This window comes from Nocardia grenadensis (genome assembly GCF_050942415.1).
Taxonomy (GTDB): domain Bacteria; phylum Actinomycetota; class Actinomycetes; order Mycobacteriales; family Mycobacteriaceae; genus Nocardia; species Nocardia grenadensis.
In genome coordinates this window covers 917,572-932,344 of sequence record NZ_CP192054.1, presented here as the reverse complement: position 1 = coordinate 932,344, position 14,773 = coordinate 917,572, and the positions used below count along the sequence as shown (strand labels likewise).

General features: G+C 67.2%; 16 protein-coding genes and 1 riboswitch. Of the genes, 4 read left to right on the top strand and 12 right to left on the bottom strand.

Annotated elements, in window-relative coordinates:
• Nucleotides 1-26 precede the first annotated feature (26 nt).
• Nucleotides 27-1,061 (bottom strand): tryptophan--tRNA ligase, encoded by a 1,035-nt coding sequence (trpS, locus tag ACQPYS_RS04070; RefSeq protein WP_063035739.1) that lies wholly within the window; start codon nucleotides 1,059-1,061, stop codon nucleotides 27-29.
• 156 nt (nucleotides 1,062-1,217) lie between these two features.
• Nucleotides 1,218-2,171 carry an oxygenase MpaB family protein gene (locus ACQPYS_RS04065; RefSeq protein ID WP_433491730.1) on the bottom strand — a complete coding sequence of 318 codons (954 nt, stop codon included), beginning with the start codon at nucleotides 2,169-2,171 and terminating at the stop codon, nucleotides 1,218-1,220.
• Between the two features lie 141 nt (nucleotides 2,172-2,312).
• Here ACQPYS_RS04065 and ACQPYS_RS04060 point away from each other — a divergent pair, with 141 nt between their 5' ends.
• Nucleotides 2,313-2,948, top strand: coding sequence for a TetR/AcrR family transcriptional regulator (locus ACQPYS_RS04060; RefSeq protein WP_431940651.1), 636 nt, complete (start codon nucleotides 2,313-2,315; stop codon nucleotides 2,946-2,948).
• 19 nt (nucleotides 2,949-2,967) lie between these two features.
• On the opposite strand, the gene ACQPYS_RS04055 is transcribed toward ACQPYS_RS04060, so the two are convergent.
• The 3 genes from ACQPYS_RS04055 to ACQPYS_RS04045 are packed head-to-tail and all read right to left on the bottom strand — an operon-like array spanning nucleotide 2,968 to nucleotide 4,731.
• The gene (locus ACQPYS_RS04055; protein ID WP_431940652.1) at nucleotides 2,968-3,447 is read right to left on the bottom strand and encodes a barstar family protein; all 480 of its coding nucleotides are present in this window, start codon (nucleotides 3,445-3,447) and stop codon (nucleotides 2,968-2,970) included.
• Entirely contained in the window at nucleotides 3,447-3,938 is a 492-nt protein-coding gene (locus ACQPYS_RS04050; protein WP_433491729.1) for a ribonuclease domain-containing protein, read from the bottom strand. Before ACQPYS_RS04050 ends, ACQPYS_RS04055 begins: the two co-directional genes overlap by 1 nt.
• Before the next feature lie 10 nt (nucleotides 3,939-3,948).
• The gene (locus ACQPYS_RS04045; protein WP_063035731.1) at nucleotides 3,949-4,731 is read right to left on the bottom strand and encodes an exodeoxyribonuclease III; all 783 of its coding nucleotides are present in this window, start codon (nucleotides 4,729-4,731) and stop codon (nucleotides 3,949-3,951) included.
• 57 nt (nucleotides 4,732-4,788) lie between these two features.
• On the opposite strand from ACQPYS_RS04045, the gene ACQPYS_RS04040 reads away from it, so the two are divergent.
• Entirely contained in the window at nucleotides 4,789-5,637 is an 849-nt protein-coding gene (locus ACQPYS_RS04040) for an alpha/beta fold hydrolase (RefSeq protein WP_433491728.1), read from the top strand.
• Nucleotides 5,638-5,763: 126 nt separating this feature from the next.
• Here the strand turns inward: ACQPYS_RS04040 and ACQPYS_RS04035 are convergent, their stop codons facing one another.
• Together ACQPYS_RS04035 and ACQPYS_RS04030 are read right to left on the bottom strand one after the other, a co-directional pair.
• Entirely contained in the window at nucleotides 5,764-7,011 is a 1,248-nt protein-coding gene (locus ACQPYS_RS04035) for an acyl-CoA dehydrogenase family protein (RefSeq protein WP_063035729.1), read from the bottom strand.
• A 180-nt stretch (nucleotides 7,012-7,191) separates the two neighbouring features.
• Nucleotides 7,192-8,409, bottom strand: a complete 1,218-nt coding sequence (locus ACQPYS_RS04030) for an NADP-dependent isocitrate dehydrogenase (RefSeq protein WP_063035728.1) — start codon at nucleotides 8,407-8,409, stop codon at nucleotides 7,192-7,194.
• 275 nt (nucleotides 8,410-8,684) lie between these two features.
• A riboswitch (SAM riboswitch) is annotated at nucleotides 8,685-8,795 on the top strand.
• A 251-nt stretch (nucleotides 8,796-9,046) separates the two neighbouring features.
• On the opposite strand from ACQPYS_RS04030, the gene metX reads away from it, so the two are divergent.
• Nucleotides 9,047-10,192 (top strand): homoserine O-acetyltransferase MetX, encoded by a 1,146-nt coding sequence (metX, locus tag ACQPYS_RS04025; RefSeq protein ID WP_431940655.1) that lies wholly within the window; start codon nucleotides 9,047-9,049, stop codon nucleotides 10,190-10,192.
• A gap of 19 nt (nucleotides 10,193-10,211) precedes the next feature.
• On the opposite strand, the gene ACQPYS_RS04020 is transcribed toward metX, so the two are convergent.
• Both ACQPYS_RS04020 and cycA read right to left on the bottom strand, forming a co-directional pair.
• On the bottom strand, nucleotides 10,212-10,457 hold the full coding sequence (locus ACQPYS_RS04020) for a DUF3017 domain-containing protein (protein ID WP_084480570.1): 246 nt from the start codon (nucleotides 10,455-10,457) through the stop codon (nucleotides 10,212-10,214).
• Between the two features lie 198 nt (nucleotides 10,458-10,655).
• Nucleotides 10,656-12,137, bottom strand: a complete 1,482-nt coding sequence (cycA, locus tag ACQPYS_RS04015; protein ID WP_431940657.1) for a D-serine/D-alanine/glycine transporter — start codon at nucleotides 12,135-12,137, stop codon at nucleotides 10,656-10,658.
• A gap of 262 nt (nucleotides 12,138-12,399) precedes the next feature.
• Here cycA and ACQPYS_RS04010 point away from each other — a divergent pair, with 262 nt between their 5' ends.
• On the top strand, nucleotides 12,400-12,864 hold the full coding sequence (locus ACQPYS_RS04010) for a tRNA (cytidine(34)-2'-O)-methyltransferase (RefSeq protein ID WP_431940658.1): 465 nt from the start codon (nucleotides 12,400-12,402) through the stop codon (nucleotides 12,862-12,864).
• 16 nt (nucleotides 12,865-12,880) lie between these two features.
• On the opposite strand, the gene ACQPYS_RS04005 is transcribed toward ACQPYS_RS04010, so the two are convergent.
• From ACQPYS_RS04005 to ACQPYS_RS03995, 3 genes are all read right to left on the bottom strand, one after another.
• Nucleotides 12,881-13,111 carry a DUF167 domain-containing protein gene (locus ACQPYS_RS04005; protein ID WP_433491727.1) on the bottom strand — a complete coding sequence of 77 codons (231 nt, stop codon included), beginning with the start codon at nucleotides 13,109-13,111 and terminating at the stop codon, nucleotides 12,881-12,883.
• Nucleotides 13,112-13,114: 3 nt separating this feature from the next.
• Nucleotides 13,115-14,275 (bottom strand): DUF4349 domain-containing protein, encoded by a 1,161-nt coding sequence (locus ACQPYS_RS04000; RefSeq protein ID WP_433491726.1) that lies wholly within the window; start codon nucleotides 14,273-14,275, stop codon nucleotides 13,115-13,117.
• A 131-nt stretch (nucleotides 14,276-14,406) separates the two neighbouring features.
• Nucleotides 14,407-14,772: a MerR family transcriptional regulator gene (locus tag ACQPYS_RS03995; protein ID WP_063035723.1), complete on the bottom strand. Its 366-nt coding sequence runs from the start codon at nucleotides 14,770-14,772 to the stop codon at nucleotides 14,407-14,409.
• Nucleotide 14,773: the final 1 nt, after the last annotated feature.

Genomic DNA, 14,773 nt, shown 5'->3' with positions numbered 1-14,773 from the left:
GCCACACGCACGGCCGCGGACCGGTATCAGTGGGTCAGGAAGCCGACCCGGTCGTAAACCTGTGCGAGAGTGTTGCCGGCGATCTCGCGCGCACGCTCGGCTCCCGTGGCGAGTATGCGATCGAGTTCACCCTGATCCGCCATGTACTCTTCCACTTTCGCACGCAGCGGCGTGACAAATTCGACCAGTGCGTCGGCAACGTCGACTTTCAGGTCGCCGTACCCGCGACCGGCATACCCCTTCTCCAGCGTCACGATCGGTGTCTCGGTCAGCGCCGACAGGATCACCAGCAGATTGCTGACCCCCGGCTTGTGCTCGACGTCGTAGCGGATCTCACGCTCGGTATCGGTAACCGCCGAGCGCACCTTCTTCGCCGTCACCCCGGGGTCGTCGAGAAGGTTGATCAGGCCCGCGTCCGAACTCGCGGATTTGCTCATCTTCGCGGTGGGATCCTGCAGGTCGTAGATCTTCGCGGTGCCCTTGACGATATGAGCTTCCGGGACCACGAAGGTCTTCTTGAACCGGGTGTTGAACCGCTGGGCGAGGTTACGGGTGAGCTCGAGATGCTGGCGCTGATCCTCCCCCACCGGCACCTGATTGGCCCGGTAGAGCAGGATATCGGCCGCCATGAGCACCGGATAGGTGAACAGGCCGACAGTGGTGTTCTCCGCCCCCTGTTTCACCGATTTGTCCTTGAACTGGGTCATCCGGCTCGCCTCGCCGAACCCGGTGATGCAGTTCAGCACCCAGGTCAGTTCGGCATGCTCGGGCACCTGGGACTGCACGAACAGGGTCGAGCGCTCGGGGTCGATACCCAGCGCCAGCAACTGCGCCGCGGCGACCCGGGTGCGGCGGCGCAGTTCCTTGGGATCCTGCGCCACCGTGATCGCGTGCATATTCGGGATGAAGTACAGCGTGTCGTATTCGTCCTGCATGTTCACCCAGTACTGCAGAGCACCGAGATAGTTCCCGAGGTGGAACGAGGCACTGGTCGGCTGGATACCGGAAAGCACCCGCTGTTTACGTTCCCCGGTGGCCGGGGTCTGCGCAGGACTGGACATGCCCCGATCTTCGCATGCGGCTCGTGCCGAATTTCGCTCCGCCCGCAGTATCCATCGAGCACGAGCGAGGGCCCTCCATGGTTACGCTGCGCTACCGCCTCCGGGCCCGACTCGCCCGCGCTGTATCCATCGAGCACGAGCGAGAGCCCTCCATGGTTACGCTGCGCTACCGCCTCCGGGCCCGACTCGCCCGCGCGGACGCGGATCGATCCCGGGCATACTGCGCTTCCCCTCCCGGGCCAACCGCTGCTCCTGCTTCGTGATCAGCCGGTACACCGGTGCGCTCGGCCCGTTGAGCGCGGTTTTCACCGGCCGGGGTACCAGCGCAGAGGGCACGCTGTGCGCATTGCGCACCGACCGCGCCAACCCGCGGTAGGCGATCTCGTCGGTACGTTTCCAGTGGATCCCGTACATTTCCCGGATACGCCCCGGCAGACTGCCCTGGACCAGCAGGTAGTACGCCGAACTCATCTGCCGGCCCGGCGCGCGCTGCGGGTAGGGCACCACGTGCCCGGATAGATAGTTCCCCACCTTGCGCGCCTCGTCGGTGAGGAATAGCTCGTCGGAGGCCAGGTAGCTGTCGAAGTACGCCCGGAACGCCCGGTAGTCCGCCGGCGCCGCCTCACGCGGCATGCCGAACAGCTCACCCCAGCGCACATAATCCTGGTACAGGTCCTCGCGTTCGGTATCGCCGAGCCGCCGGACCAGTAGGTCGTACATGACCTCGGCCGATTCGAAGGTGAACGCCATAGTCATGAAACTCAGATGCGGATCGTAGGCGGAGTAGGCCGATCCTGCCGGGTGGTGCGCCCCCGCGTTCTCGGGTAGCCGACCCTGCACTTTCGCGTGCTTCTTCCCGGTGAACTCCAGCGCCCGGTCGGCCTCCTCCCGGGTGCCGAAGAAAACAGCTTCGAAGAGTTTGCCGGTGAGCGCCAGCCGGGTGTAGGGGGTGTCGCGATGCTCGGTCGATTCGGCGGTCCCCACGTAGAGCAGGGGGTTCACCGCGCCGATCACCAGCGCCCGCAATCCATAGGTGAGGCCCACGGCGCGCTTGCGCATCACCCTTCTGATCATCGAGTCGTCGGAAAAGTATCCGGTGTCCACGGCCATCTCAGCCTCCTGGTCCGCTCCACGCCGAGCACTGCGCACCCGCATCTGGCAATAGCATCCACCAGTTGGGCCGCTTCTGGCAAGAGCTGCCGCCAAATTGCAGTCTTCATCGGTGTGTGTCGGCGCGCATAAACTCCAGCTATGGCAGCGCAGCGCACCTATGGCGGTTTGTCCGCGGAGGAACGGCAGGCCCAGCGACGGTCCGCGCTCCTGGACGCGGCGCTGGAGATCATCGGAACCCAGGGGCTGGACAAGCTCACCGTGTCGGGGATGTGTTCGGAGGCGGGGCTCAACGAGCGCTACTACTACGAGAGTTTCGGCAGCCGGGACGACGTACTCACCGCGCTGGTCGACGGTATCGCCGAGGAACTGGTGATCGCGATCGCGGCGGCCCTGCAGGCCGCCGGTGACGATTCGCGGGCCAAGGCGCACGCGGCCATCACCGCCGGTATCCATCTGCTCACCGACGATCCCCGGAAAACCGAGGTCACCATGGTCGCCGCGATGGCGACCCCGCAGTTACGGGCACGAACCACCGAGACGATCCGGGTCTTCGCCCGGCTGGTGGCCAGTGAGGGGATCGAGTTTTACGGAGTCACCGACCCGGCGCCGGACCCGGTGATCGATTTCCGGGCCACCTACCTGGTGGGCGGGCTGGTCCAGACACTGACCGGCTGGGTGCGCGGCGATCTCCCGATCAGCCGTGACGAGCTGATCGATTACACCACCGACGTCTTCGTCCTGCTCGGCGAGGATTTCGCGCACCGCGGCAACTGAACCTTTCCCCGCGGGCCGATCAGACGCGGACGGGGACCGCGGTCAACCCCTCCGGCGCCCCCTGTAGCACGACCCGGAACGCCACCTCCCGCGAGATCCAGAATTCCGCGCATTCGGCGAGCACCGAATCGAACCACTCCCGCTCCTCCGGCACGTCCGCGAGCAGTTGTTCGGCATCACGGACGGCCACCACATAGCCGGTGGCGTCCCCGAGCAGGTCCTCGAGGTTGAACAGGCATTCGTCGAACGCGTCCTTGTTCGGCCGGAAGTAGTACGGGAACTGCAGGGCCGCGGCGAATTCGTCGAACAACGCCGCCACCGTGCGCATCCGGCTGCCGCGGACTTCCCGCACCCGGTAGCCGGCGGGTGCGCCGTAACGCACCCGGCTGAACTCGGCGGCGTCCACGGCCGCCGAACCGACGGCCGGCGGCGCGGCGGCAGCCGTGGTTCCGTGGCGTGGCAGGGTGAGGAAATCGGCCAGCAGGAGAGGTTCGGCCATCAGCGCATCCTGGTGAAGCTGTCGTAGTGGTCACCGGTGTACCAGGCCGAGCCGTCGCTGCCGGTGACGATGCGTTCGGCGTCGCGGGACTGCCCTGGTTTCTTCGGGTTCACATCCCACTCCTGGTACCTGACGGCCTTGCCGGCGGAGTCCGCGGCGGGCAACCGGCCCTCCCGGTTACCGAACGGAACACCGCCCTTGGTTCCCGGCGCGTTCGCCGAATCGGGCCAGCGCCCGGCATCGATCTCCACGAGTGTCGCGTAGGCACGGTCGGGCACCCCGGCCACCTTCGACACCACCGGGGCGTCGGACGCCGTGGGTCGGCCCGGCGCGGGCTTCGGCGCGACCGACGTGGCCGCCGCGGTCTCCGACCGCGCCGCCACGGCGGTGGAATTGCTGTCGTCCCCGCCCTGACTGCTGAGCAGGGCGACCACGACGGCCACCAGTACCGCGCCCACCGCCGACAGGACCTTCACAACTTTCGCACGCACGACTACCCCTTCATCGATACTGGACCGTGACCGGAGCATGGTCCGACCAGCGTTCCGCGTAGGTCGCGGCACGTTCGACCACCGCCTGCTTCGCCCGTTCGGCGGCCTGCGGTGTCACCAGCTGGTAATCGATCCGCCAGCCGGTGTCGTTGTCGAACGCGCGCCCACGATACGACCACCAGCTGAACGGGCCGTCACCCTCCGGGTGAAGTTCCCGGACGACGTCGACGTATCCGGCCGCCAATTGCCGGTCCAGCCAGGCGCGTTCGGCGGGCAGGAACCCGGATTTCTTCAGGTTTCCCTTCCAGTTCTTCAGGTCTCGTTCGGTATGCGCGATATTCCAGTCGCCCGCGATGACGAAAGCACCGGTGCGGGTGGACATCCGGGCGGCGAGTTCGTCGAGGAACCGGTACTTCTCGTCCTGCCGGGGCGTATCCGCCTCTCCGGTATGGACGTACACGCTCGCGACGGTCACCTCGTCGAAGTCCACCTCGAGGTAGCGGCCCGTGGCGGCGAACTCACTGTCCGGTTCGATCCCGACCCGCACCGACCGCATGGGCCGCCGCGCCAGCACCCCCACCCCGGCCCGCCCCTTGACCCCGGGTTCGGCGTGGGCGAGCGACCACCCGTCCGCCAGCGCGGGCGCGAGCGCGGCGGCCACCTGGGCATCGTCGGCACGCGTTTCCTGCAGGCAGACGATATCGGCCTCGGTGCGGGCCAGCCAGGCGAGTAGCCCCTTGCCGGCGGCCGCCCGGACCCCGTTGACATTGACAGTGGAAAGGATGTACGGCACCGATCGACCGTACAATGACAGGTCACCGCTACTTGCCAGGAAGGGGTGACGGCATCGATGTCAGGCACCTCCGCAACCGCAATACCCGAGCCGGTCAGGGCCCTGCACCTGGGTTCGGGCGCACCACTGCTGCTCCTCCACGGTGTTCTGCTCTCCCCGCACTGCTGGGAGCGGACCGCCGCCCTCCTGGCCGCCCGCTGTGAGGTCTTCGCCCCCGCCCTGGCCGGGCACTGGGGCGGGCCGGAGTTCTCCGAGGGCCGGTACTCCGCCGCTACCCTCGCCGACCGGGTCGAAGCGCAACTGGACGATCTCGGCTGGCGGACCTGCCATATCGCGGGCAATTCCCTGGGCGGCTGGGTGGGGTTCGAACTTGCCCGCCGCGGCCGGGCCCGCACACTCACCGCGATCGCCCCGGCCGGCGGCTGGAAGACCCCGTCACCACTCCAGATCCGCGCCGCCGCCAAGATCGCACCGATGATCCCGGTCGCCGAAACGCTCCGGCAGCTGGGCGATTACCCGACGCGGAGCCGGATCCTGCGGTGGGCCATGGCATACCTGCTGACCAGGAACACCCGCGCGGTCTCCCACGCGGATATCACGGCGGTGATCCTGGCCGCACTGCACTGCCCGGCGCTGCCCGAACTCACGCTCGGCACGCTGCGCGGGCCGTCGCTGGCGGATATGTCGGATATCTCCACCCCCGTCCGGCTGATCCTCGCCGATTCCGACCGTGTCCTTCCGCCCCGGGTGCACGGTGGCCGGTTCCTCCGTGAGCTGCCGCCGTCCGCGGACCGGATCATGCTCAGCCGGGCGGGGCATGTGCCCATGCTGGAGGCTCCCGAGCGGATCGCGAATCTCCTCGCGGAACACATCTACGCCAGCCGCGACCATCTGCGCGCTGTGTGATTCCGTGCGCCTTCGGCGCGCGGGGTCGAGGCCCTCGCAAGACGCGGCGCCGGAGGGGTGGCCGCTCCACGCGACGGGGGTGGTCCACGCAGCGATCACACCGCCGGGCTCAGCTCCGCAGCGTGCTCAGTTCCCGAGGAGACCCTTCGCTACGTGGGTCACCTGGATCTCGTTGCTGCCCGCGTAGATCATGAGCGATTTGGCGTCACGGGCCAGCTGCTCCACCCGGTATTCCGACATGTAGCCGTTACCGCCGAACAGCTGCACCGCCTCCATCGCCACCTCGGTGGCGGCCTCCGACGCGTACAGCTTCACGGCCGATGCCTCCGAGAGGCTCAGCGGTTTACCGGCCCGCCCGCGCTCGATGATGTTGAACACCATGTTCTGCACATTGATCCGGGCGACCTCCATTTTCGCCAGTTTGAGCTGGATGAGCTGGAAGCGGCCGATCTCCTGGCCCCACAGCTTCCGGTTGCGGGCGTAATCGGTGCACAGGCGCAGGCATTCGTTGATCACCCCCAGCGCCATGAATCCGATACCGACCCGCTCGGCCACGAAACTGGATTTGGCGCTCTCCCGGCCGTCGCCGCCGCGGTGCTCCTCGGTTTCGCCGAGCAGCCGGTCCCGGCCGAGCCGGACGTTGTCGAAGAACAGCTCCCCGGTGGGCGAGGCGTGCAGGCCCATCTTCTTGAAGGGTTTGCCCTGGGTGAGCCCCTCCATACCCGCGTCGAGGACAAAGGTGAGCACTTTGCGGTCGCGGGCCGGGGTCCCGTCGCCCTCGTCCAGTTTCGCGTAGACGACCAGGGTGTCGGCGAACGGACCGTTGGTGATGAACGTCTTCTGGCCGTTGAGGATGTAGTCCTCCCCGTCACGTCGCACGTAGGTTTTCATCCCGCCGAAGGCGTCCGATCCGGAATCGGGTTCGGTGATGGCCCAGCACGCGATTTTGCGAAGGCCGACGATATCGGGCACCCACCGTTGCTGCTGGGCGAGTGTGCCCCGGGAGAGGATGGTGGCGCCGCCGAGACCGGTACTCACCCCCAGCGAACTGCACAGACCCATACAGACGCCGGAGAGTTCACTGGTCAGCACCGCCATCATGGTCTGCTGATCGAAACCGCCGCCGGATCCGTCCTGGTCCGCCGCGGCCGGCTTCTCCGTCCCGTCGGCAGCCGCCTGTTTCGCCGCCAGCTGCTTGTTCAGCGCCTCCTCCGCCATGGCACCGATACCGAAATCCGCGTACAGCTTGCGCAGGATCGGATAGGGCAGCATCTCCCCGCTGTCCAATGCGTCCAGATGGGGGCGCACTTCCTTATCGATGAACGTCCGCACCGCGTCGCGGACCATCAGGTCGGTATCGGACCATTCGAACATCGTCGTCCTCCGGAATCACCAGCAGCATTACGGTGTAGATCACCGGGCGGACGCTCATGGCCCACCTTGTTGACAGCTTGCCAGTTCCTCGGCAGCGGCGTCGGGTTCTGAGAAATCTTGCTTCGCTATGCCGATGCCCCCACCCATATCGGGCAGGGGCATCGACACAGGCCGGGTGTCCTACTTCAGCGCGCGGGCCAGGTTGGCGTCCAGCGCGGCCAGGAACTCCTCGGTGGTGAGATAGCCCTGGTCCCCGCCGACCAGCAGCGCGAGGTCCTTGGTCATCTGCCCGCCCTCGACGGTCTTGATGACCACATCCTCGAGGGTCTGGGCGAAACCGATGACCTCGGGGGTGTTGTCCAGCTTGCCCCGGTGCTCGAGGCCGCGGGTCCAGGCGAAGATCGACGCGATGGGATTGGTCGAGGTCGGTTTGCCCTGCTGATGCTGGCGGTAGTGCCGGGTGACCGTGCCGTGCGCGGCCTCGGCCTCACAGGTCCGGCCGTCCGGGGTCAGCAGCACCGAGGTCATCAGGCCGAGCGAGCCGAAGCCCTGCGCGACCGTATCGGACTGGACGTCGCCGTCGTAGTTCTTGCAAGCCCAGACGTAGCCGCCCTCCCACTTCATGGAGGAGGCGACCATATCGTCGATCAACCGGTGCTCGTAGGTGAGGCCGGCCGCCTCGAACTGGCTCTTGAACTCGGCTTCGAAGACCGCCTCGAAGGTGTCCTTGAACATGCCGTCGTAGGCCTTGAGGATGGTGTTCTTCGTCGACATGTAGACGGGGTAGTTCTGCTGCAGCCCGTAGTTGAACGAGGCACGCGCGAAGTCCTCGATGGACTTCTTGAAGTTGTACATACCCATCACGACGCCGCCGTCCTCCGGCATCTGCACGACCTCGTGCACGATGGGCTCGCTGCCGTCCTCGGGGGTGAAGGTGAGGGTGACGGTGCCGGACTGGAAGACCTTGAAGTCGGTGGCGCGGTACTGGTCGCCGAAGGCGTGACGGCCGATGATGATCGGCTTGGTCCAGCCCGGTACCAGGCGCGGGACGTTGGAGATGATGATCGGCGCGCGGAAGATGGTGCCGCCGAGAATGTTGCGGATGGTGCCGTTGGGCGACCGCCACATCTTCTTGAGGCCGAATTCCTCGACCCTGGCCTCGTCGGGGGTGATCGTCGCGCATTTGACGCCGACACCGTGCTGTTTGATGGCATTGGCGGCGTCGATGGTGACCTGGTCGTCGGTTTTGTCGCGGTATTCGATGCCGAGGTCGTAATACTCGAGGTTCACATCGAGGTACGGATGGATCAGCTTGTCCTTGATGAACTGCCAGATGATCCGCGTCATCTCGTCGCCGTCGAGTTCAACGACGGTGCCTTCAACCTTGATCTTGGACATGGATCTTCGTGTCCTCCTAAGACTGGTGCCCTCATTGCACGGCCAGGCGAACACGCTTGTGAGCGGACCCCAGCTGTTCAACAGACAACGTATACATCCCGCGTTGTCCACGAGACGTCTGGTGTAACCAAGACGAGCGTACTGCTTGTGGCGGTGTCACGGTGCAGCCAGCCCCGGTCGTGAGATCTCACAGGGGTGAGACACGCCACAAGATTACCTGGTAGACCCATATGCCGATTTCGATCCGTATCGGCACCCGGCTACCATATTCGGCAGGTCATGAGCGCCAGCGCCAAGCCCCGGCTCGCTGGCCGGCAACCCTCCTGCTGCGGTGGGGTGCTCCGGGTGATGACCTGGCTCCCGAGAGCCGGGAGCAAGCGCACGTCAGGAGGTCGTCGATTTGTGCCGGTGCTGGTCGCGTTGACCGCGGCGTTCTCACGACTCGACGAGAAACCCCCCATTTTCTGGAGCACGATATGAGCGATCACAGTATTCGTGGTGGGACCGCTGCCGGAGCCACCTGCCGGCGACCGGCGGTCGCGTCCGGCGGCCTCCGCACCCTCTCGGCCGGATCCACAGCGATGATTCATACGCTCCGGACATCGGTACCGTTCGCCGGTTCAGCGGAAGCCCTCGCGTGAAGGTGGGCACCGAATCGACCACCGCCCGGCCGGTGGCCCAGTTACCGCCGCCCGACGGCACCCTCGGATATATCGATATCGGCGAACTCACCCTCGAGAACGGCGCCCGGCTGCCGCAGGTCCGGCTGGCCGTACAACGCTGGGGAGAACTGTCCCCGGACCTGGACAACATCGTCCTGATCGAGCACGCGCTGACCGGTGACTCGCACGTCTCCGGCGATCCCGACGACGACCACCCACAGGCCGGATGGTGGAACGGGATGGTCGGCCCGGGGGCCCCGATCGACACCGACGAGTGGTGTGTCGTCGCGACGAATGTTCTCGGCGGCTGCCAGGGCAGCACCGGCCCGGCCTCGCTCGCCCCGGACGGGGCGCCGTGGGGGTCGCGGTTCCCGGGGATCTCCATTCGCGACCAGGTCACGGCCGAACTGAAATTGTTCGATCTGCTCGGTGTGCCCCGGCTGGCCGCGGCGATCGGCGGTTCGATGGGCGGTATGCGCGTCCTGGAATGGATGCTGCTCGCGCCGCAGCGCTTGGCCGCCGCATTGGTCCTCGCGGTGGGGCCGCGCGCCACCGCCGACCAGATCGGCACCCAGAGCACCCAGATCGCGGCGATCACCAGCGACCCGGACTGGCAGGGCGGCGACTATCACGGCACCGGCCGCGCGCCCATGGCCGGGATGGGTGTCGCGCGCCGGATCGCGCATCTCACCTACCGCACCGAAGTCGAACTCGACAGCCGGTTCGCCAACAGTCCACAGGCTGGCGAGGACCCCTGGGACGGCGGCCGGTACGCGGTGCAGAGCTATCTGGAATACCAGGCCGAGAAGTTGGGCCGGCGTTTCGACCCGGCGACCTACGTGCTGCTCAGCGAGGCGATGAACCGGCACGATATCGGCCGGGGCCGCGGCGGCATCGCGGCGGCGATGGCCGCTGCCGAGGTGCCGTGCATCGTGGGCGGTATCGATTCCGACCGGCTGTACCCGCTGCACACCCAGCAGGAACTGGCCGACGGACTGGCCGACTGCCGGCATTTCGAGGTGATCTCCTCGCGGGACGGCCACGATGCGTTCCTCACCGAGGCCGCGGCCATCGGCAAACTGCTGGTCCAGACGATGAACCTGGCCCGCGCCGGGCGCTGAGCACCGGCGCCCGGTGCGCTCAGCCCACGCCGAGGGTGTTGATGGTCGCGGCGAGGAAGACCACGGCGCCGCCGAGCAGGGTCAGCGCGCCCACGTCGAACGGTTTGCCGCGGACCGCGAGCAGGCCGACCCGGGCGGTCGGCAGGCACAACCGGAACGCGGCCGCGATGAGGGTCGCGCCACCGAAGAAGAAGGCACCACGGCGCCAGCGATCCTGTGCGACGAGCACCACGGCGATCAGCACCACCACCGCCACCACGACCATCGGGAGATGGCAGCGTAGGAAACCGGCCCATCGGCTGCCGGTGCCGGGATCGTCGTGGGTCGGGCTCGCGGCGTCGGTCACGGGGGCGATTGTTCCAGATCCGGCCGATCAGGTCTGCACGAGCGGTTCCGAATGCCGCAGAGCCGGGGTCACGAGGCCCCTGGCCCGCGGCGCCGGAGCCGACGCCATGAAATCGGCTCAGCGCAGCGCGGCGTTTTCGGCGAGTACCTTCTCCCGATGCCGCTCGCGCAGCGCGGCGTGGTGCGGGCTGCGCCGCACCACCAGGTAGGCCGCACCCAGCACTATGAACCAGATGGGCGTCACCAGCAGGGCCTGCAGGGTGTCGCTCTTCTGGGTGAGCGCCCAGATCAGGAATACGAAGAAGGCCAGCACCGCCCAGACCGCCGGCACACCGCCGGGCAGTTTGAACGTCGACGCGGCGTGCAGATGCGGCCGCCGCTTCCGGTAGACCAGGTAGCTGACCAGGATCATCGTCCAGACGAACATGAAGCACAGCGATGAGATGGTGGTGACCACGGTGAACGCTTCGACGATCGACTGTCCCGCGTAGAGCAGCACCACCCCGATCAGCAGGAACGCGCACGAGAAACGCAGCGCGTTGGCCGGGACCTTGCGCCGGGTCAGTTTCCCGAACAGGGCCGGGGCGTCGCCGTCACCGGCCAGGCCGTACACCATCCGCGAGGTCGAGTAGATCCCCGAGTTCGCGCTGGAGGTGGCGCTGGTCAGCACCACGAAGTTGACCACGCTCGCGGCGATACCGAGCCCGGCCAGGGCGAACATCGCCACGAACGGGCTCTCATCGGCCGAGACCTGCCGCCACGGGGTCACCGCGCAGATCACGATCAGCGCGCCGACATAGAACAGCAGGACACGCACCGGGATCGAGTTGATCGCGCGGGGCAGGGTGCGTTCGGGTTCCTTGGCCTCGGCCGCGGTGGTGCCCACCAGCTCGATGCCGACGAAGGCGAAGACCGCGATCTGGAATCCGGCCACGAAACCCATGGGTCCGGTCGGGAAGAAACCGCCGTCGTTCCACAGGTTGGCCAGCGAGGCGGTGCTGCCGTTGTCACCGGTGAATCCGGTGATCACCATTACCAGGCCGGTGACGATCAGCGCACCGATGGCGATCACCTTGATCAGCGCGAACCAGAACTCGGTCTCACCGAATGCGCGCACCGTGGGCAGATTGAGGACCAGCAGGACGACGATGCAGACCAGCGCGGGTATCCACAGCGGCAGATCCGCCCACCAGTAGGACACGTAGCCGGCGATGGCCACCACATCGGCGATTCCGGTCACCACCCAGCAGAACCAATAGGTCCAGCCGGTGAAGAAACCCGCCCAGGGGCCGAGCAGATCACCGGCGAAATCGCTGAACGACTTGTACCCGGAGTTCGACAGCAGCAGCTCCCCCATCGCCCGCATGACGAAGAAGAGGAAGAAGCCGATGACCATGTAGACGAGGATCACCGAGGGGCCGGCGAGCGAGATCGTCTTACCCGAGCCCATGAACAGGCCGGTGCCGATCGCGCCGCCGATCGCGATCAGCTGGATATGTCGGTTCGCCAGCTGGCGGCTGAGCTTCTCCGGGCCGGCACCCGGATCACGCGCACCGCTCGCGTCGTCGGCTGGATTACCGTGGCCCTGCAGCACGGCCATATTTCTCCCTCCGGAATGAATCGGACAGCCCATTCGAGCACCGGAAGCGGATTCCCGCAGAGTGGGCGGCCCTACGGTACGCCGCCGAAATCCGTGCCGTGCGCGGCCCCCGCATCACGTCGGTGATCGCATTGGCTGTGGTCAGGGCGTCGCGACGGGCGGTATCGCCCGCACCGGCGACCTCTCCGGCACCCTTGTGGCCACCGCTCGATCATCCGGTTCGATCACCGCGGCGCCGCCCCACCTGATTGACTGGTCGGCTGTGTTCCGATTGATGTTCCATGAACCTCGCATACCGGGTAATACGGGCAATGCCATCCGGCTCGCCGCCGGCACGGGCAGTGAGTTGCATCTGATCGAACCGCTCGGCTTCGATATGTCGGAGGCGAAGCTGCGCCGGGCCGGACTGGACTATCACGACCTCGCCTCGGTGACAGTGCACCCGGATCTGGCGACCGCGTGGAAGCAGCTGCGACCCGAGCGGGTGTACGCGTTCACCACCCGGGCCACCACCGCGCACACCGAGATCGCCTACCGGCCCGGCGACGTATTGCTGTTCGGCGCGGAACCGACCGGCCTACCGGCGAAGGTGCTCGCCGATGAGCACATCGAAGCCGAGGTGCGCATCCCCATGCTGCCCGGCCGGCGATCGATGAACCTGGCCAACGCGGCCGCGGTCGCGGTGTACGAGGCGTGGCGGCAGCACGGGTTCCCCGGAGCGGTTTGACCCGGCCCCTCGCCGATCAATCGGCGATCTCGAAGCGTTTGCGCCGGGAGGTCGCCCCGCCGGTGAGCCGGACCGCGCTTTTCGGGACGCCGAGATGCGCGGCCACGAGTTCGGCCGCGGCCCGGTTCGCCTTCCTCTCGGTGGCCGGCGCCCGCACCCACAGGTGCAGCGTGCCGTCGGGCAGAATTTCGACCAGCGGGCCCTTCCGGCTGTTCGGGGTGAGCACCGCGCGAACCGTGGTGGGCAAGCCTCAGGCCCGGTCCGTCTCCGGGTCGTCCGGATCGACGGCCTCGTCCGCTCCCGTCGCCGTCCGACCCGTGCCCTTCCCCGTCTCGTCCGCGCCGGTCGCCGCGCGGCCCGCATCCTTCTCCGTATCCGTCGCCGTCCGGTCCGTGCTCTTCACGGGCTCGTCCACATCCTTCGCGGTCTTGCCCGGCGCTGCCCCGGGTTCGGCAGCGGGCCGCGAGGTCCCGGGTGCCGGGGTCTCGACCCGCGCAGTCGAGTTTCCGGCTGCCGGGGCGGCAGCGCGTGCGCCGCCCAGCCGGCGGGCCAGACCGACGAGGGCGCCGACGATCGCACCGAGCAGGGCGAGGAAGACCAGCCACGGCAGTACCTGACCCACGAAGACCACCGCGCCCTTCAGCCAGTCGAGCAGGGAGTTCCAGCCGTCTACGACCCCGTCCCAGAAATTGGCGGGCCCGTCTTCACCGGTCTTCTCCGCTGTGCTCCGGATATCGACGGTGAGCGTGGACAGCGAGATCTGATCGTCGAGATAGCGCCGCTGCCCGGTGAGACTGTCCAGTTCGGCCTGCCGGTCGGCGAGCGCCTCCTCCGCGGCGATCAGGTCGGCAGTGTTGGCGGCGCGCGCCATGAGATCGCGCAACCGGTCCACCGAAGCCCGTAGCGCGGTGATCCGGGCGTCGAGATCCTGCCACTGCAGGGTGACATCGTCGCGGCTGGTGCTGATCTGGGTGATCTCGCCGAGATCGCTCAGACCCTCGATGAACGCGTCGGTATCGGTGGCCGGGATCCGGACGACCAGGTTCGCGTGCGGATCGTCGTCGGCGGTCCCGGGATTCTCGGTGCGCTGGTCGACCCGCCCGTCCAGTTCGGTCACCCGGTCGGCGAGAGTCTGCGCGGCCGCGACGGGGTCGTCGGCGGTGAGATCCACAGTGCCGGTGACGAGCTCTTTCCGATCGGTGGCCTGAGCCCCGGTATCGGGCGGGGAGATAGGGGCCTGCTCCCGGCTCGGCGCCTTCTGCACCCGGATTCCCGGCGCCCCGGCGGGCACGGGCGCACCACCTTCGAAGGACATCGTCTGGTCCGCGGTGCCGGAATGGGGATCGTCCCCGCATCCGGTGAGCAGAACCGACCCGCACACAACCAGAAACAACACCCCGAGCGTTCGCATGCTGGCAGCGTAATGGGCGGTATCGGCATCGGGTACCCGAATAGGAAGGCTGCGTATCGGCGCTACCCACGGGTCCGCGGAACGCACCCGGCTGCGCACCGGCTCTGCCCTGCCGAGCTGCGCGACTTCTGTTACCAGGCTTCGCGATCGCGGAGCCGATCACGTTCGGCGGTGAGAGCGGCATTGGTTTCACGAAGGGTGATGTTGGCGTCTTCGAGTTCGAGGATGCGTCCGATGGCGGTCAGTTGTATGCCCTGCGCGGTTAATTCGGTGATGCGCTGCAGCCGTCGCAGATCGTCGCTGCTGTAGCGGCGGGTGCCGCCGGGGCTGCGCACCGGAGTGATCAGCCCGTACTGCTCGTAGAGCCGCAGTGTCTGCACTCCGACACCGGCCAGTTCCGCGGCCACCGATATCGCGTACACACCCTGCCCCGATCCGGGCAGGTACCGGATGTGGCGGTCGGCACCCGTCACTTCTTCACCATCCCCTTCGGTCATA